An 18,591-nucleotide genomic window follows, 5' to 3' on the forward strand; every position below is an offset into this window, starting at 1 on the left:
ATCGTCGCGTAGGCAATGAAGATCCGCGCTCGGCCATGGTGTTGTGCGTCAGGTTCACGAACGACTCTCCGGCCCCTGCCGCTTGCGCGCCTTCCGCAACGCGTCGATAGAAGGCGCGGACCATCAGATCGGAAGGCCGATAATGCTCAAGACCATCTGGAAGGCCTTTCTGGTCACGGCGACTATCGTGGCCGTGAGCCAGATCGTGTCTTTCGCAGCTCGTTGGTCGAACAATCAGCCATTCACGATGTTCGTGTTCGTCATGAATGCGATTCTGCCCGTTCTCACAGCCTTCCCGACCGCCCTCTATATCTTCTGGCAGCATGACCGGCTCAGGTCCGCCTTGGCGGAATTGTCGGCTGCGCACACGCTTCTCGAGCGCCGCGCCACGGTCGATCATCTGACCGGGCTTCTGAACCGAGAGGCATTCTTGACGATGGTCAGAGCCGTCCGACGCGAGTCGGCTCCGGAAGGGGCCCTTCTCCTGCTCGATGTCGATCACTTCAAAAGCGTGAATGACACCTACGGGCATGCCGTTGGCGACGAGGCTCTCGTGGCGATCTCGAACGAGATTGCAGGGTCTTTGCGAGACGGCGATCTCGCCGGGCGAATTGGCGGCGAGGAGTTTGCCGTGTATCTCCCCGCCGGAACCTCCCTGCCAGAAGCCGCCGACCTGGCCGATCGGATCCGGCAGCGCATCGAGCGTCTGCCATTCGGATTGCCGCAGGGCCAGCGCCACGTTCTCACGGTCAGCATCGGGATTGCTGCCGCCGCAGGCGGCGTGACCTTTGCGCAGGTCATGCGGGCCGCTGATCGAAATCTCTACGAGGCGAAGGATCGCGGGCGCAACACGGTCGTGTCTTGACGCCGGAGACCCACTTCCAAACCGGTCCGACTGCTCCAGCCTGCGGGTGAACCCGTCACAAGTCGCGTGTCCTCACAGACCGACAGACCTTTTCCGCGTCGCTGGCCGCGAAGAACCGCGCTCCGAACTTGTCACTATCGGCAGCGACGAGCGTTGCGGTAAGGATAATTGCCGCAAATGATCTTTGGCGTGCATTTAGTTTCAATTTCGAAACAATTCAGAACGATAACAACAAGATTTAGATACGGAAGCCAATATTATAAGCGCAAGTATTTTTATTGTTGCGCTGCAATATAAATCTGTGACACGCTTCTCTTATAGTCATCGTATTCTTATGAGGCATGGCCTTCCGACCTCCGGGGACGAATGAGAGAAATGACGGTTCAGATTTCCTACCAAAGCCTGACATCACCCGCATCGCAGCTGGCGCTGGATGTTCTGCGGGAGCCTGTCCTGCTCCGCATGGGGATTGAGCACGATGAATTTCCGCGCGGCCTGTCGAATGCTGTGACGATTTTGGGCTTCGAAGGCGTCAAAGATGACTCGGCGATCCTGTGCAACGCCTTTGGCGACAAGTTCGAGCTTCGGGAAGCGCCACTCTGCCCCTTGGCCATATTGATCAATCCCCTTCATCGCGGGCGGGAGAAGCGCCTCCTTGACTGGCTCCGCGACCGAGGCGTTCCTGTGCCTCCCCCGGTGGTGGAGTGGCATTCCGGCCGGGAGGTCGACACAGTCGCGTTGATTGTCCAGAAGCTCGCCGGATTGCTTGTCTCAGACGCCAAGCGGATCGCATCATCCACCCGCGAGCTGAGCGCGCTGCGCATCCTGAACGACAACCTTCAGAATCGCTTCGCCACCATCGAGAGCTTTCTCGATCGCCAGGGCCTTCAGCCTTTCGATCTGGCTTTTTCAAACGAGCCCGTCAGCAGCTCGTCCCGATCCAACGTTCTGGCGGATGCCTCGCAGGATGGAATCTCACAGATCCTCCCGGTTGCAAGCGCCGGTGTGAGTGCGGTGGCGATTCATTTCGAGCGCCTCGGCAAGCGGGACGAGTCGGTTCTTCACGCGGAGCTCGTCACGATGGAAGACGGCCGGGTGGTCGAGACCTGGGTGGTGGCGCTTTCCAAATGCACCGCCGGGTGGAACCATTTCGGTCTCTCCAAAAGCCTTGCGGGCCTGCGGCGGACTCTCAAGCTGCGCCTGCGGGTTGAGGGCGCTGACGATGAGATGCCACTTCTGTCCCTGGGAGGGCTGCAGCCGCTCGACATGTTTCATGTCCGCGACACGGCCCACAACGCCTCCTTGGTCAAGAACAGCCTGGCCCTGCAGGTCTGGTGTGGCATGCCGGGCGTCGTCCTTCCCGCCTGGGCCAACTACATGCCGGCTCAATCACGTCGCACGGGGGAGGGTGGGTTTGCCGCCGTCCCTGTCGCTCCAAGCATTCTCGAACTTGCCACTCTGGCCAACAGTGACGAGATCTCGTTTGAGTTTCCGGCCATTCTGCCGTTGCCGCAGGAGCGGGCGATTGCCTGCCATCCGCCCAGCGTGGGCATGACCATCGGCCGGCTGCCGGCAGCCTGTCCGCCACAGACCCTTCGCATTTCAGCCAATGCGATCATCAACAACGAGAAATCGCAGGATGTGGAATTCGCGCTGGCTGTCGCCGGCACTCTCGAAGGCGCGCGTCAGCTTCTCGAGGAAAAGCGGGGCCCGGAATGCGGCGAGGCGTTTTCCGGATGGGTGCGCGCGGCGGTCGGCGACGAGCCTCGGCTGAACGGCTTTATCGGCGAGCAGGCCGGTGTCTGGCAGAACGTCTACTTCGCGACGCGCATGGCCGATCCTGGCGACAGCAGTTTCGCCTGGGCCAAGTTCCGCGACATCAGCCTGTTGCTCAAGGAGTGATGGCGTGATGCTCGACCTTGTCAAACACCACCTGACCGCCATCGCCGCGCCGCCCGAGATCGAGCCTGGACCTGCACGCTTCTCCCCGCGCGTGGCCATCCTGATCCCGGCCTACAAGCATTCCGTGCTGCTTTCAGAGGCCATCGAATCGGCTCTCGCCCAGGATGCTCCATTCGATGTGGCGGCGGTGATCGTCGATGACGGCTGCCCCTATCCGGAGACCGCCGAAACCGGTCGCACGTATGCGCTGGCCCACGAGAACGTGTTCTATCTCCGCAAAGCCAATGGCGGCCTGAGCTCGGCGCGGAATTACGGGATTGAGTTCGCCCTGCGCCATTTCCCGGATCTCGAGGCTGTCTATTTTCTCGACGCCGATAATCGCATCACGCCGACCGCGATGCGCGACGTCCTGGCGTTCCTCAAGTCCGACGACACGGTAGACTGGGTCTATCCCAATATTGACAAGTTCGGCATCGAGTGGAGCGGCAACTACGCCACGCAATATTCGCGCCTGCTGCATCTGACGTTCGACAATATCTGCGAGGCCGGAAGCCTCGTGTCGCGGCGCCTGCTCGATGCCGGCATCCGCTTCGATGAGAGCATGACGTCGGGGTTCGAGGATTGGGACTTCTGGCTTCAGGCCATCGGACGCGGGTTTCTGGGCGCGAACTACCCCTTCTTCGGCTTCGAATATCGGCAGCGCGCCGAGAGCATGCTGCGCGATTCCAATCGCACCCGTGAAGGCATTCTGACCTACCTTCACCAGAAACATAAAAAGCTCTTTGGAGCCGACACCTTGCTCACATGGGAGCATGAGGAAGCGCCCCGCTACGTAGCCATCGGGATCGGCTCCTACGCGGTCGACCTGTTTACCGATCCGACGGCAAGCCACCCGAAATGCAGCCTCGAGGAGTTCGTTACCCGTTTCTGGGCGGCGAAATCCGAGCCAGAGACGTTTGGCATTCCGCCATTCCTGATCTGGTTGACCGCAGCCCATCGGGAGGCGTTGACGCGTCTTGGCCTCATTCACAATCTGCTGTGGCTTGGCGAGCGTCTCTGCGCCAAACACCATTTCGTCGCGATCCGGCTGGAGAGCAGCACGACGAAGGTCGGGATTGATCTGCGCAAGATCAGCGAAACCCAGCATCTTGGCGACAAGCCCTTCGGATGGATGTGTTCGCTCGACATCTTTTCCACCTGCGCCGAAGACGCCTCGGACGATTGGATCCGGTCGCTGAAGCGGGCGGTCCCGGCTCCGGACGTCGTCGAGATCGTCGTGACGGGTCCTTTCACCGCGCGGGAGATTCAGAGTACGGCTCTGTCCCAGACCCACGCACTGTTGGCGACACTGGGGGCGCTCCGCGATTCCGGCTACCGTCTGCAGCCGCGCGAAAGGTGGCTGTGGCGAAGCGCCTACCTGCCCAACCGCAACCGCTATTTCGAACTTCTCCGCAAGGCGGTCGGTGCAACGCCGGTCATGCCACGGCTCCCGCATCGGGCAAATCCGCTGCGCGTCGGCTTCCTGTTGCCGATCGCCAGTTTCGGCGGAGTTGAGAAGGTCGCCTACGCGGTTGCCCAGGCCCTCAAGGCCGCGGGTTGCGAGGTACACCTCTTTCTGATGGGCAAGCCGGTCTACAACCGGGTCCCGGAAAACGACGGCGTGTTCAAATCGGTGAATTTTCTGGCGGATGATTACCCGCTCTGGGGCGGCCCGAATCAATTCGCCGGCCATGATCTGCTGATGGGTCATGACGCCGGCGCCAAAGCCGATCATATCCTGGGATTTCTCTCGGGCCTGGATGTCGTGATCAACAACCAGGTTGCGCCCGTGAACGCCGTGCTGGGCGACCTGCGTCGACGCGGGGTCAAGGTTCTCAACTACGTGCACGTGCTCGACAAGACCAGGATGGGACGCGATGCAGGCCACCCCTATCTGAGCCTGGCGTTCGAGCATGTCTACGACAAGATCCTGACGTGCTCTCACGACATGACCGAGTGGCTCCACGCCATGGGCGTGCCCAGTGCCAAGCTGATGCATATCCGGAATGCCGCGAGCTACGCCATGTCGGCAAAGGAACGCGACACCCAGCTGACGGCGCGACGCAACCGTCCGCAGCGTGAGAAGCTGAACCTGCTTTTTCTTGGGCGGCTCGACGCCCAAAAGGGGATCGAGCGGCTCTTCGCGACGGCGCGAGACCTCCTGGCGCAGGGGGTTCCGGTCAACTGGCGTGTCATCGGCAGCGAGGTTCTCGATCAAGCGGGAGGCGGCTCCTGGAAGAGCCGGTTCAATGAAATCGGCCTCACAGTCGAATCGCCGGTCTATTCGAGCCGCCATCTCAGCAGGGCCTTCAACTGGGCTGATGCCATCGTGCTGCCGTCCCGCTGGGAAGGTGCGCCCTTGACCATTCTCGAAGCGCAGCGTCTGGGCTGTGTCCCCATTGCGACGGCCGTGGGTGCGGTCGAAGAACTCATCGCGGACGACGTCGACGGCGTGGTGATCCGGTCCAGCGACGACGGAGCCGTCATTCGTGACCTCACCGCAGTGATCACGGCGCTCGCCGGAGATCCGGCGCGGGTGCGGCGCCTGTCGGAGACCGCGGCAGAGCGGAACGCTTCGCTGACCTGGGACCGCAATGTGGCGCCACTGGTGCAGCAATTGTCGGAGTGGTTCCCGGATCGACTTGCTGTCTCACCACCCGAGAGCGCGCTCAGACTTGTCGAGCCGCCGGCCGTTGATCCGCCTGCCGAGGCCGCTTCCTCGGGCCAGAGGACGCCACGAGAGTCAAAAACACGCGACCGGGGCGATCTCCCGGCGCACAGGCCGCCGCAGGTTGCTGCGGCGCGATCAGCCAACATGTTCCATTTGAGGGTCAAGTGATGAAACGACTTTTTGTTTTGAACGGCGGTGCGGCCGTCAAGCCGGGCAACAAATCCGCCTACCTGAAATTTGACGATCCGCTCGCGGCCTTCAACAAGGGCGGCATCAATACCGGGGACGTTCTCGTCTATGATGCCACGCTGAAGGCGCTGGCCTATGACGAGGTGCGGAACCTGCAGTTTTCGCATGCGGCCAACGAGGCGCTCTGGCCGAAGGACGATATGTACGACGCCACGGTCATCCGTGGCTCGAACTACCTGACAGAGACTGTCGATCTCGGCCACGTGGTGCCCCTTTTGAAGAAGCTGAAGGGCAACGTCGTGGCCATCGGCGTTGGCGCCCAGGCCGGAAAATACAAGAAACTTGCGGTTCCGAAGGGAACGGTGGAAGCCTGGAAGATCATTGCCGACAAATGCGAGACCATCGGGGTGCGCGGTTTCTACAGCGCGGAAATCTTCAACGATCTCGGCATCAAGAACGTGCGCGTCATTGGGTGCCCAAGCTTCTATCGATCGCTCAAGCCGTCCATCACGATCAAGTCGATCGACCCGACGACGGCCCGCATCGGCCTGACACTGAACAAGTATCTCTCGGCCGACTATGCGAGCAATGCCACCAAGACGAACCGCATGCAGCGCGCGCTCATCGATGCGGTGGCCAAGCGACCCTCAAGCCGGCTCTACTCCCAGGGAGAACGAGAGGAGACGCTCGCGATTTTTTCAACCGGCCAGGACAAGCAGAACAACATCAAGGCGATCCTGACCAAGTTCAACCTTCTCGGCCATCCCGAGGCGGAGGAGATGCTCAACAACCGGATGGGCGCGTTCTTCGATATCGACGAATGGGCCGCAGACGCAGCGGCGAATGTCGACGTCATGGTGGGCTTCCGGCTGCATGGCAACGTCATCGCGCTCCACCAGGGCATTCCCGCCATCTTCTTCACCTACGATTCGCGCATTCGCGAACTCGCCTCGCTCTTCGCCGTCCCGTCGATCGAGATCGAGGATTATCTGCCGATCAATCTTGAGAAGACGCTTGAGCGGGCGGATTTCTCCAAGGCGCAGCACGTCTACCGCCTGAACTATGCCGAGTATCATCGGTTCCTCACCGAGAACGGCCTTCATCACGTTCTCGCCAAGCCGGTCGCCGCGCCGCCCGAAAAGCCGCTCTCGACTCCCAATCTGGTGCAGGTGCCCCATGGCGTTCAGGAAGCTGTCGGATGGTTTCGCAGCGAGATCGACTTCATGACCGGCGAAGTCGAAACCCTGCGCAATCGCGCCTGGAATCTCGAAACGGCCTTGCGGGCCGCCAACGGCAAGAAAGCCCCTGAACCGGCAGCGAAGGTCGCCGTATGAGGGCTTTCCAGCCCCTGCGCGGCGGTCTCAGCCGCCGTTCCCTCCTCGGCTTTGCGGCGCTCGGAGCGGCTTCGGCGGGCCTGCGTGGACAGCCGGCCTGGGCGCTCCGGGACGCTCCCCTGCCTGTCGCCCTGCAAAGGCTCTGTGGAACATGGACGACGTCGTTTGCGGATGATTTCACGGATGCTGCCGCTTTCGACGAGCGGTGGATCAAGGTCTCTGAAAAGAGCGGTGTCACCAAATCGGTGCGGTTGCCGGAGAATGTGGCCGTGTCGCCCGATGGGCTCGCGCTGCAGCTCCGACGCAATCCTGATCGCGACGATACAAGGCGCCCTTATGTGGGCGGCTATGTGCGAACGCGGGCCTTCAGGCAGCAATATGGCTATTTCGAATGCGAGATGCGCATCGCGAACGAGCCCGGCGTCAACAATGCGTTCTGGCTCACCTCCGATCGCCCGACAGAGGGAGACACGCGGTTCGAGCTCGATGTGGTGGAGGCGAAGTTTCCCAACGTTGTCCAGGTGACGGCACGACGCTGGCTGCCCGATCGCATGGTCCTGTCAAAGACCCATCGGGCAGAATTGAACCTGGCATCGTCTTTCCATCGCTATGGTATGTTGTGGGAGGCGGACAGGTTCCAGTTCTTCTTCGATGACGAACCCATTTACGAGGTCGAGAACACGTTTGCTCACACGCCCGCGCAATTGCTCATCAGCAACGCAGTGGCGGGCTTTGCTGGAAAGGACGATGGCGACGTAAGCGGCGCCGCCACAGTCGTTCGACAGGTGCGAATCTTCCAGAACCAGGACGGCCGGCCAACGGCTTCGCGGTGGTGCCAATGATTGACGATCTTGAGTCGACCTCTCGCACGGATCGAAGCAAGAAGTACCTTCTCGGTACGGACGGATGGATTTTCCTCGACCAGGATTCGAACCGCGTGATCGACCAGATCACGGGCCGTTACGCGCTCGACGCGGCGGGCCTGGACGATTGGGTGACGCTGATCGAAGGACGCGACGCCTACGCGGCCTCCATCGGGGCGCGCCACTTGATGTTCGTGGCGCCCAACAAGGAACTGGTCTACTCCGAGAACCTGCCGTCGCATATCGAGATTGCGACGGATCGGCCCGTCCAACAGATCATGACGGCTCTCGACCCGGAACGGGCAAGGCAGATCATCTATCCTCTGGACGCCATCAGAGAGGGAAAAGGGCAGGGCATCGTCTATCCGCGCACCGACACCCACTGGAGCGGGCTTGGCGCTTATATCGGTTATCAGGCCTTGTGCGACGGCCTTTCGGATTGCGGTATCGAGCCCCTGCGTCTCGATCCGTCACGGCTCAGTTTCGCGACCGTCGATTTTGTGGGTGATCTCGGCGTGAAGTTGGAACCGCAGGTCTCTGCGCCAACCTTGTCGGCGCGGATTGCTGCGCCGTCCGGAAGACTGGCGTTCGACAATCGCATCCCAAACCGCGGCCGCATCCGGGTCTTCGTCAACAGGGACGCGACATTGCCGCGTTGCGTCATGTTCGGCGATTCCTTCGGCGGCAATCTTCTTCCCTATTTGAAAGAGAGCTTCAGCACGCTCGTCTATGTCTATGGCAAGACATTCGATCGCGAGCTGATCGAAGCTTATAGGCCGGACGTTGTGCTGGCCCAGTTCGTTGAACGGTTTTTGGTTGAGCCGCCCGTTGATACCGCCTCATTCACCTATGTGTCTGTCGTGCGGGACAAGCTGAAATTGCTGACGCCTGTCGATCTCATCGAACTCGACGGTCAGGTTGCGACCGTCGACCCAGCGATCTTCCCGCTCGCGCCAATCTATGAAGCGCTTCTGCGTGCCCAGGCGGGCCACGCCCTCTCAGCCGACCTGGTGGGAAAACTCGAAGAGCATCATGCTGACAATCCAGAGGCTCAGCACCTCCTGTCAGTCGAACTGTCACGTACCGGCGACAGGCTCGACGCGGCGCATGCGTTCGCGACCCGCGCGGTCGCGGCCGAGCCCTGGAACGGCCGGTCGCGGCACCAGTTGGCGCTCACGCTCATGCGGCTGGATCGCCCGGATCTCGCGGAAATCGAACTTCGCAAGGCCATTGCCCTCAAGCCCGGCGTGGATTGGTGGAGCTATCAGCTTTCGCAGGTCCTGTTTCGACAGCAGAAGTTTGATGCCGCCATCGCCGAGCTGCGGCCGTACATCGCCCGACATCCACGCTCGCCGGATGCGTGGCAGCTTCTTGCACGCAGTCACGAGGGCCTCAACCATGTCGAGGATGCAGCCGACGCTTATGAGAAAGCTGCCGCGACCAAGCCGGACTGGGTCTGGCCGCTGCTGAAGCTCGCAAATCTGCGCGCCAACACCGGAACGCAGCCCGAGGCAGGCCTGCGCGCCACCGACACGCTGCTCGCCTTCACGCTCGAACCCCGCAAGCGCGCCGAGATCCACATGGTCCGCGCCCGACTGCATGAACTTCTGAACAACCGCCCAGAAGCCATCGAAGAGGCATCCCACTGCGCCGCGCTGGCGCCAGACTGGGATTGGGCGCAGGTGACGCTGGAGCGGCTGCGCGGGAAGGGGCGGGAGAGTGCCGCGGCCGGGTGAAAATCAGACAAGGGACGTTGGCGGGCAGGTGAGGACGGGTGAGGAGCGTCCATCCTCTTGCGTCAACTTCAGGCTGCCTGATGCTGCTTGCCGGCCGAGTTTGCAACGACTTTATCCAATCTGCCGTCGTATGAGATACCCGCCGCAGCATAAAGTCCGACATAGGCTTTAGCCAAGCTGGCGCGGGTGGCCCGGTAGGACGCTGCATCGAACTGGAACGTCTCAGACAAGTTGTCCAGCGTGAGAGGTGACTTAAAACTGTCGTACATCCGCACCGGGATTGCCATGGTCTGGCACAACTCGAGTGTCCGACTGTCATGAGCGACACAACCCGCCGGCACGCCTGCCTGGATGGCCAGCATGACACCATGGAATCGCGGTCCGATGACAAAATCGTACCTCTTCGTCCAGGTCATCCAGCTGTCCGCGTCGCCAAAAGCCAGCATGCGCTTCCGGCACCAAATCCGAAACTCATCAAGGGTGAGGTTGGGCCGGAAATAACGACGCGACGTCTCTAGCAGCGCTGCATCGATCTTGTCGAATTCCGCCGTTGCAAGTCGGATCATGCTCAAACCATGCTGAACGATGCAAGTGCCTTCTGTCTGATCCACCAAGTTGAGGATCTGACGCTCGATGTCGGCCAGTTCCGGCGAGAACGGATGCCCGATGGCGGAGGCGACCAGTGCGACTTTCTGCTTCACCCGTGCTTCGACGAGCGATACGAAATCAAACGATAAATTGGTCAGATTTGACGGGCACCCGGCGACGACCGCTTGCTCGGCGAGGCCGAGCTTGTCCATCTGTTCGAGAGTGTATTGCCCCCGAACACCGATATTGGGGCGCTCAGTGGACCTGTGTGCGGCGATGACCTCAACCCAGCGGCGCGTGCCCTCAGTGATAGTCGCGTCCTTCGCTTGCGAGTCGGCTTGCGCACCAAGCCCGATTGCAACGATGGGCAGGCCTGCACCGTCGAGGTTGCTGGCCGTCTTTCCAAGATCCGTATGAGAACCGAGCTGGTTGGCGCACGCAATCACAACGATGTCGCCGGCGCGCTTCAGTTCATCCGCGCTGGCATTCCAGGAAACGACGGTCACGTCGCCGCTCAAATGGGAGGAAATCGCGTTAACAAAGGCGACGTTGCCAGTGTTTCCGCCCTGAAAATTGTACAATGTCTCGGCGTCGGCCTGATACAGGTCGGGCACACTTCTCGCGGTTGCCATGAGAGCAATGCGTTTGACAGCGGTCATGATGATGCCCTTGCGCTAAACATAATCGAGTTCGAAGCAGATTTGGCAGGATTGTCAGATTTACTAGGTTGCTGCTGGATATTCGTCCAGTGACAATCGCTCGGGTCCGATAAATCAGTCGGGGCGGGCTGGAACTTCCGGCGAGGTTGCGGGTGTGAATGACGTGAGCTGCAACCGGTGACCTAGCGCTGCCAGCCTTGTTTTTCGCTCACTCTTTCGGTGGCCGCGTTGCGGCCAGTCGAGCGATACCGAGTGCTCGCAGTTGCAAGCGCATGGGAGGTTGTCTGGCAAATGAGTGTTTGCCGTCCCAACCCATTGCGGATTCAATTCTGAGGCCCATCGGGCAGATTGCTGCAGGTCGTGCACGGAACAGTTGCGCCGTCGACACGCACCGAGGTGCCAGCTGATTAGATTCTTTAGGAGTAATCCGTTTAGGTATTGCATCCCATCGGCATTGACCTTACGAAAGCAGAACGACGAGCACGCCTCATCGGAATGCCTTCAAAAAATCGGCAGCCGAGCGCCATGAGGACTGACGTCGAGAATTTGCATGTCCGGTTCGGCTATAATGGCGTCATCGTCTGCTAAGTCTATGAGCTTTATCTCAATTTCTCGCGGCAGACGGGCCATTTCTCGTGTGGCGTGGCGAGGACGGGTGGCGTTTGCGACGACCGTTCGCGGCCGCGAACTGTGCTCGCGAAGCCGGCGCGACATCGCCGGGGCGGGCAGTGTGGCGCATCCGTTTACAAAGTGGGTACGTCTGAATGGGTATTGGACGCATGCCTTTCCGGTCTCGTCCGGCCTTCACCGTTCAGCCGCCGCATTCTAGCAGGAGATCGCACATGGCGGTTTGGAATTTCGAAAAGCTTCAGGGCGAACTCGACAGTCTCGCGATCAAGCTCGACACGCAAACAGTCTATCCGCAGGCCGCGATTGACCGGCTGCTGGATGTCATGGCGCGATCCATCCCTGTGGACGAGCAATTTTATCGATCCCGTTATCCGGACGTCGATGAGGCGACCAGGGCGGGCGATGTGGCCAGCGCCTCGCAGCACTACGTTGAGCACGGTTTTTACGAAGACCGCATCCCCTGCGATGTGGTTGTCGACGAGGAGGCCTACCTGACGCTTTATCCCGATATTGCCGAAGGTATCGAGTCGGGTGGCGTCGCCAGCGCGACCGACCATTGGATCCGCTACGGGCGCAATGAGGAGCGCAATGCGTATCTTCAACTGAAGCAGCTATCGGGCAAAAGCCGGGCAGCGGCAGGTGGCGCACGGAAACCAAAGCGCCCGGCGTGAAGAGCGTGGAACGCAGTCTGCGACACGTGCCTGTCGAAACGAACGTGTCGAGTCGACGTGATGGTATGATGGTGATGAAAAAGAGCGATGCAGAGGCTGGCGTGACTCATCGTGTGGCACTGCGCATCGGTCCAACCTCGAGAACGCCATTGCGATGCTGCCGAATATTCTTGACCGCACATGAGGCCGTCACCATAAGAAACGGTGCCGGATCATAAGTAGATCAAGAGCAATCAAAGTATTTTCTTAATAGTGCGGGGCAATTGAACGATGGTCTGCGGGATTGACGAGTTGTTCTCGTTCTGCGGCGTTCAATTCGCTGTCGTTCGCGTGAGCGACGCCGAGGCCGACGATATCCTGCGGGACGGTCTGTTCGAGGTCGTCCGCGATGAAGTGCGTCTTGTGTCCCCGGTGCAGCGGTGGTTGCTTCTCGATCGGGTCGAGCAGGTTCCACTTCAGAGGGTTCATCCGTCTCGGCGAACGGCAGCCTCGCGAAAGCTGCGGACGGATGTTTATCTCGTGCCGCTGTCGGAGGCGCCGGGCCATACTGCGCCGGATCTCAGGGGCTCTTGGCAAGCGAGCGTCTCCCGAGGCGATCAGAATCTTGCGCGCACGACACTCTCCTTCACGGCGTTCAACGCCGAGCGGCTTGCCACGACGCCCATTGGCAAATTGATGGCCGGTGTTTTCCAAAATGCCGAGCGTCCCGATATCGCGATGGTGTTAAAAGCGACGACCCGGATCGAGCATGCCGAGGGGCTTGGGCCGTCTCATGTGGACCGCGTCATCGCTGGCGGTTCGGCGCTTCTGGTCGATGGCTGGATTGCCAATCTGCCTGGACGGCAGATGCATCTGGTCACGTCCGATTTCGGTTCCTGGGTGCCGCAATCCGCCTGGGCGCTGCGCGCGCGGCAGGATGTTCACGACCATCTCGCAAGCATACAGGCACTGACGACCCGCTCCAACGAGCACGGCTTCGTGGCGATCGTACCGAACGCCGACGAGGCGGTGGACAAAAGCTACTATCTCGTGGCTTTGGAGCCGGACGCCCAAACGGCGGCTTGGTTCGGACCCATTCATGCGACCACGACCAAGGATGACGCCGAGGCCATTCTCCTCGTTCGAAGTGCGTTTGGAGATATCCAGTCGCTCCCCCGGCACCTCGCGAGCCAGATTTATCATCCGCTCCTTGCAAAGCCGGAGAACGAAGCGATTGCCAGGCCATTCCGGTTCGGACCGTCACTCCCGTCGGGCGTGCCTCTCGTCTCCATAATCGTGCCCTTCTACGGCGACGGCTTCTTCATCAATTGCATCCACCACCTCCAGCGCGTTCTTGGCGAGGGCTTCGAACTTGTTCTCGTGGTCGACGACGCCCGCATCTTTTCCGAGATCTACAACAATCTCAACAATCGCAGCACCGCCATCACCGTGCCGACGGTTTTGCTCCAGAACGCAGAGAATTATGGCTATGGCCGCGCCAACAACCTCGGGTTTCTCGCAGCGTCAGGAGATGTGGTGCTGCTGATGAATTCGGACATCATGGTTCTCGATGCGGCACCGCTTCGGGGTGCGGCCGAGGCGATCCGCGGGCGCAAGGCGCAGCGGCTGCCTGAACTCGTCGTCGGCTTCTCGCTGCTTTACGAGGACAACACCATCCAGCACATCGGCATGGAATTTCCGCGCTCGTCGCAAGTGGGAAACATGCGGCTGGCCGACCATCCGATGAAGGGATTGCCCTACGCACTCTACAGCGGCGGACCCGTCATCAAGGTGAGAGCCGTCACGGCGGCGCTCATGTGCCTGTCGGCGGATCTCTACCGCGACCTGGGCGGCTTCGATTCCGTCTATGTCCGCGGGGATTTTGAGGATGCGGACCTCTGCCTGCGGGCGGAACAGCTTGGCGCAGACATGGAGGTCCATGTGAGCGAAGGCCTTTATCATCTGGAGCGGCAGTCGATCCCCAGCATGGGCGATCACGATCTCAGAGGCATGGTGACCTACCTCAACTGCGTCACTTTCAACCGGCGCTGGGAAGACCACCTGTCCGAACCTGCGCCAATGGCGACAGGCAAGCGCGTCCACCAGATTGTGTCGAGGAAGCGCGCGTGAGCAGGTTCGGCATGAAAGGCGCTCCAGAAGAAGCGCGCGCGGCCGCGATGGTCGGACGCGTCCTGCGCCGAGAGGGGGCACGATGAGAATCCTGATCCTGTCTCACGGCCATCCTGAATTGAGCATGGGCGGGGCGGAGCGAGCGGCTTACTCGCTCTTTCAGCGTTTGAAGCGTGATCCGGGTGTGGAGAAGGCTGTTTTTGTCGCCAGAGCTGAGCCGCAGGCGATCGGTCATAGCGCGTTCTTCGGCAGCTTTCGCGGGCGTCCCGACGAAATTTTGGTCTCGCCTCCCCAGGTGGACGGTTTCACCTTTCAGACCCTCGGCTATGACGTTCTGAAGCAGCTCGTCGGCGAGTTGATCAGCTCAATCCGGCCCGACGTTGTGCACGTGCATCACTTTGTTTTCTGGGGCATCGAGATTTTCGAGATGTTCAAGCGGGCAGGGGTCAAAGTCGTCTTCACCATCCATGAATTCGCTGCCATCTGCGCCAATTTCGGACAGATGGTGAAGGTGGATGGCCGTCTGTGTCACGCCGCCTCGCCGGCCGAATGCGGCATGTGCTTCCCGACCATGAGTGCGGGGAAGTTCTTCGTCAGAAATACGATTCTGAAATCCCTCTTCGCCGACGTCGATTATTTCGTCTCCCCAAGCGCCTTCTTGAAGGGGCGATATGCCGCCTGGGGGATCGACGATGAGCGGATCGGCGTCATCGAGAACCTGCTCGATCCGGATGTGATCGCGCGCGGGCGGCTGCGCGTCTCCACCGGGGTGATTCCGGCCCAAAGCGGCGAGACTGGCGGGGGTGGCCGTGTCGTCATCGGTTATTTCGGCCAGATCAACCCCTTCAAGGGCGTCGATCTGCTGTTGCAGGCGACAGCGATGCTTCCTGAATCGCTTCGCTTGCGTTTGGAAATCCGTATTCACGGCGAAAACCGGCATTTCAAGGACACCGCGTTTGGCGCGCGCATTGACAGTCTCCTGGCGGATACGGAGGATGTCGTGCGGCTGATGGGAAGCTATCGCAACGAGGACGTCAGCGACCTGATGGCGGCGTGCGCCTTCGTGATTGTTCCCTCTGTCTGGTGGGAGAATTCGCCGGTCGTCATCCAGGAGGCAAAGATGGCCGGCCGACCCCTGATCTGCGCCAATATCGGCGGGATGGCCGAGAAGATGAATGCGGCAACCGACCATCTTTTTACCGCCAAGAGTCCGGGCGCTCTGGCAGAGGTGTTGAGGCGCATTCTGGAGCGGGACACGCCTGTCGCCCCGACGACGCTTAACCATCTTGCCCTCGCGCGCGCCGATGTGGACGAGGACTATTTCGACGAGCACAGTGCCGTCTATCGACGCCTTCTGGACGCGAACGCGCTTTCTCTGGTGCCCGCCCCCGTGACCGCAGCATTCGGGCAGGTCAACGTTGACGATTCCGCCCCATACGGTAATTCTGTTGCCACTGTTACAGTCAAGCGGAAGGCGCGGCAGCCCAGGGGGTGAGCGTGGCGCCAACTGCGGCGGGCAGTCCTGCGAAGCCTTATCGCCGCCCTTCGGCGGAGCCCTTGTCATCGAAGTGAGTCAGTCGGCATGTCAGGTCTGAGAGTCACCAGGACGAAGATCAGCGACGTCGTCCTGATCGTGCCGCGACGCTTCGGCGATGCTCGCGGGTGGTTCATCGAAACCTATAACGCTCAAACATTCGGAGACGCCTTGGGGAGGACTGTGTTCGTTCAGGACAACCAGGCGTTCTCCAGTCTCAAGGGAACGGTGCGGGGCCTTCATTTTCAGCGTCCGCCGACGCCGCAGGCCAAGCTCGTGCGGGTGCTTCGCGGGGCCATCTTCGACGTGGCAGTCGATCTGCGGGCCGGGTCTCCCACTTATGGGATGTGGGTGGGCGAAACCCTCACCGCTTCGGGTGGCGAGCAGCTTTTCGTGCCGCGTGGCTTCGCCCATGGATATTGCACGCTCGAGCCGGACACAGAGGTGGCCTACAAAGTCGATGGATTTTATTCTCCCTCATGCGACTCGGGCCTGGCCTGGGACGACCCGACGCTTGCCATTTCCTGGCCAGTTTCCGCCGACGACGCGATTTTGTCGGATAAGGACCGGGTGTTGCCCGCATTTGCGGATTTCGTCTCCCCCTTTCGCCATGGGCATGCCGATGAGGCCGCTGATGGTCTGTCTTAAATTCGTGACCCGAGGTTCATCCCCGCCATGACAGCACGAAAGCCGCCACAGCGGGTTCTGATTACGGGCGGAGCTGGTTTCATCGGCTCTGCGGTTGCCCGCCTGCTGATCGGCGAAACCGACCATCAGGTTCTCGTTCTCGACAAGCTCACCTATGCGGGCAACCTGGATTCGCTGGCACCGATCGCAAGCGACCGCCGATTTGCCTTCGTCAAGGCTGATATCCTCGATGCGGCTGCGGTTGCGAACGTCCTGGCGACCTTCCGCCCGACGCTCGTCATGCACTTGGCTGCGGAGAGTCATGTGGACCGGTCGATCGACGGCCCGGCGGATTTCGTCCAGACCAACATCGTTGGGACCTACACGCTGCTCGAGGCTGTGCTCGCCTATTGGCGAAGTTTGTCCAGCGCCGAACAGGGCGCGTTCAGGTTCCACCATATCTCGACCGATGAAGTCTTCGGCTCGCTGGGGACTGCCGGATATTTCACCGAAGACACCGCGTATGACCCGCGCTCACCCTATTCCGCCTCAAAGGCCGCCTCCGATCATCTGGTTCGGGCCTGGCATCACACCTACGGGTTGCCGGTTGTGGTGAGCAATTGCTCCAACAATTACGGCCCTTATCACTTCCCCGAGAAACTGATCCCGCTGGTCATTCTCAATGCCCTGGAAGGCAAACCGCTGCCCGTGTATGGGGACGGTTCGAATGTGCGCGACTGGCTTTATGTCGAGGACCACGCTCAAGCCCTGCTTCAGATCGCGGAAACCGGCAGAGTCGGGGAGAGCTACAATGTGGGCGGTCACAACGAGCGGACGAACCTGGAAGTGGTCCGCGCTGTCTGTGCCATTCTCGATGAGATCGCCCCGAGCGCGACCATCGGTCCGCGGGAAAATCTGATCGCCTTCGTCAAGGATCGTCCCGGCCATGACAGGCGCTACGCGATCGACGCGGCCAAAATCGGCCGCGATCTCGGCTGGACGCCGCTGGAGACCTTCGAGACCGGTCTCGCCAAGACCGTACGCTGGTATCTCGACAACCGGCCCTGGTGGGAGCGGATCAGATCGGGCGTCTATCGCGGCGAACGCCTCGGGCAGTCCACGTGAGCGTCATCGCGTCGACAGCGCCTGCCGATTATCGACCACGCTCCGGGATCAGGCCGCCCCGGAAATCGTGGGATAGCCTCTGCGCAATTGGTTGAATGGCGGGCTGGCCCTTCGGGCGAGCCGCTACAGGAGAATATCATGGATCGGAAGGGCATTATCCTTGCGGGCGGGTCGGGGACGCGGCTGCACCCCCTGACATTGGTGACCTCGAAGCAGTTGCTGCCGGTCTACGACAAGCCGATGATCTACTACGCGCTGACGACGCTGATGTTTGCAGGGATCCGCGAGATCCTCGTCATCACCACGCCGGAAGACCAGGCGTCCTTCGAGCGTCTGCTGGGAACGGGCAAGCAATGGGGCCTCAAGCTCGATTATGCGGTGCAGCCAAGCCCGGACGGGTTGGCCCAGGCCTTCATTATTGGCGAGAGCTTTCTCAACGGGCATCCCGCCTGCCTTGTGCTGGGCGATAATCTCATTCACGGCCACGGGCTGCCCGAGGTGCTGCTTTCTGCGGATAACCGAAGAAAGGGCGCAACCGTCTTCGGCTATCGGGTGGAGGACCCGCAGCGTTATGGAATTGTCGCATTCGACTCCGACGGGCAGGTGACCTCCATCGAGGAGAAGCCGCATCAACCGAAGTCACACTGGGCTGTGATCGGCCTGTACTTCTATGACGAGCAGGTCGTTGACATTGCCAAAGGCCTCGTTCCTTCTTCACGCGGTGAACTCGAAATCACAGACCTGAACAACGCATATCTCAGGCAGGGGAGTCTATATGTGGAGCAACTCGGCCGGGGCTTCACGTGGCTCGACGCCGGCACCCACGAATCCTTGCTGGAGGCCTCTCAGTTTGTCCACGTCATCCAATCCCGGCAGGGCCTGCTGATCGCCTCGCCGGAGGAGATCGCCTATCGCCAGCGCTGGATCGGGCGCGACGTCTTTGAGGCCTCGGCAAACAAATTGTCCAAGACCAAGTACGGCCGGTCGTTGCTGGAGCAACTGCAGAAGGACGAGCTCTGATTCGCACCGACGCGGCGTCCGATTTGGCC

General features: G+C 60.8%; 13 protein-coding genes. 12 read left to right on the forward strand and 1 reads right to left on the reverse strand.

What is annotated here, in order from left to right; genetic code table 11:
* The first annotated feature begins 142 nt into the window (after positions 1 to 142).
* From J4G32_RS09965 to J4G32_RS09990, 6 genes are all read left to right on the forward strand, one after another.
* Positions 143 to 865 carry a GGDEF domain-containing protein gene (locus tag J4G32_RS09965; protein WP_210489357.1) on the forward strand — a complete coding sequence of 241 codons (723 nt, stop codon included), beginning with the start codon at positions 143 to 145 and terminating at the stop codon, positions 863 to 865.
* A 375-nt stretch (positions 866 to 1,240) separates the two neighbouring features.
* Positions 1,241 to 2,767, forward strand: a complete 1,527-nt coding sequence (locus tag J4G32_RS09970; RefSeq protein ID WP_210489367.1) for a DUF6212 domain-containing protein — start codon at positions 1,241 to 1,243, stop codon at positions 2,765 to 2,767.
* Positions 2,768 to 2,774: 7 nt separating this feature from the next.
* Positions 2,775 to 5,645, forward strand: a complete 2,871-nt coding sequence (locus tag J4G32_RS09975; protein WP_210491359.1) for a glycosyltransferase — start codon at positions 2,775 to 2,777, stop codon at positions 5,643 to 5,645.
* Complete coding sequence (locus J4G32_RS09980) at positions 5,645 to 7,000, forward strand: polysaccharide pyruvyl transferase family protein (protein WP_210489387.1); 1,356 nt, start codon at positions 5,645 to 5,647, stop codon at positions 6,998 to 7,000. Before J4G32_RS09975 ends, J4G32_RS09980 begins: the two co-directional genes overlap by 1 nt.
* The gene (locus tag J4G32_RS09985) at positions 6,997 to 7,842 is read left to right on the forward strand and encodes a glycoside hydrolase family 16 protein (RefSeq protein ID WP_210489392.1); all 846 of its coding nucleotides are present in this window, start codon (positions 6,997 to 6,999) and stop codon (positions 7,840 to 7,842) included. The genes J4G32_RS09980 and J4G32_RS09985 overlap by 4 nt, the downstream gene beginning before the upstream one ends.
* Positions 7,839 to 9,599 carry a tetratricopeptide repeat protein gene (locus J4G32_RS09990; RefSeq protein ID WP_210489399.1) on the forward strand — a complete coding sequence of 587 codons (1,761 nt, stop codon included), beginning with the start codon at positions 7,839 to 7,841 and terminating at the stop codon, positions 9,597 to 9,599. Before J4G32_RS09985 ends, J4G32_RS09990 begins: the two co-directional genes overlap by 4 nt.
* Before the next feature lie 68 nt (positions 9,600 to 9,667).
* Here J4G32_RS09990 and J4G32_RS09995 read toward each other — a convergent pair whose 3' ends face one another.
* On the reverse strand, positions 9,668 to 10,846 hold the full coding sequence (locus J4G32_RS09995) for a polysaccharide pyruvyl transferase family protein (RefSeq protein ID WP_210489409.1): 1,179 nt from the start codon (positions 10,844 to 10,846) through the stop codon (positions 9,668 to 9,670).
* 842 nt (positions 10,847 to 11,688) lie between these two features.
* Between J4G32_RS09995 and J4G32_RS10000 the strand changes: the two genes are divergently transcribed.
* The 6 genes from J4G32_RS10000 (at position 11,689) to rfbA (ending at position 18,562) form a co-directional block, all read left to right on the forward strand.
* Positions 11,689 to 12,147, forward strand: coding sequence for a hypothetical protein (locus tag J4G32_RS10000; protein WP_210489415.1), 459 nt, complete (start codon positions 11,689 to 11,691; stop codon positions 12,145 to 12,147).
* A gap of 270 nt (positions 12,148 to 12,417) precedes the next feature.
* Positions 12,418 to 14,256 carry a glycosyltransferase family 2 protein gene (locus J4G32_RS10005; protein WP_210489425.1) on the forward strand — a complete coding sequence of 613 codons (1,839 nt, stop codon included), beginning with the start codon at positions 12,418 to 12,420 and terminating at the stop codon, positions 14,254 to 14,256.
* A gap of 82 nt (positions 14,257 to 14,338) precedes the next feature.
* Positions 14,339 to 15,751, forward strand: coding sequence for a glycosyltransferase family 4 protein (locus tag J4G32_RS10010; protein WP_210489439.1), 1,413 nt, complete (start codon positions 14,339 to 14,341; stop codon positions 15,749 to 15,751).
* Between the two features lie 87 nt (positions 15,752 to 15,838).
* Positions 15,839 to 16,438: a dTDP-4-dehydrorhamnose 3,5-epimerase gene (rfbC, locus tag J4G32_RS10015; protein WP_210489457.1), complete on the forward strand. Its 600-nt coding sequence runs from the start codon at positions 15,839 to 15,841 to the stop codon at positions 16,436 to 16,438.
* A 27-nt stretch (positions 16,439 to 16,465) separates the two neighbouring features.
* A complete protein-coding gene (gene rfbB, locus J4G32_RS10020) occupies positions 16,466 to 17,542 on the forward strand; it encodes a dTDP-glucose 4,6-dehydratase (RefSeq protein ID WP_210489472.1) in 1,077 nt (358 codons plus the stop codon).
* Positions 17,543 to 17,680: 138 nt separating this feature from the next.
* On the forward strand, positions 17,681 to 18,562 hold the full coding sequence (gene rfbA, locus J4G32_RS10025; RefSeq protein ID WP_210489495.1) for a glucose-1-phosphate thymidylyltransferase RfbA: 882 nt from the start codon (positions 17,681 to 17,683) through the stop codon (positions 18,560 to 18,562).
* The last annotated feature ends 29 nt before the right edge of the window (positions 18,563 to 18,591 follow it).

The sequence above is a fragment of the Microvirga antarctica genome (assembly GCF_017921815.1).
Classification (GTDB): Bacteria; Pseudomonadota; Alphaproteobacteria; order Rhizobiales; family Beijerinckiaceae; genus Microvirga; species Microvirga antarctica.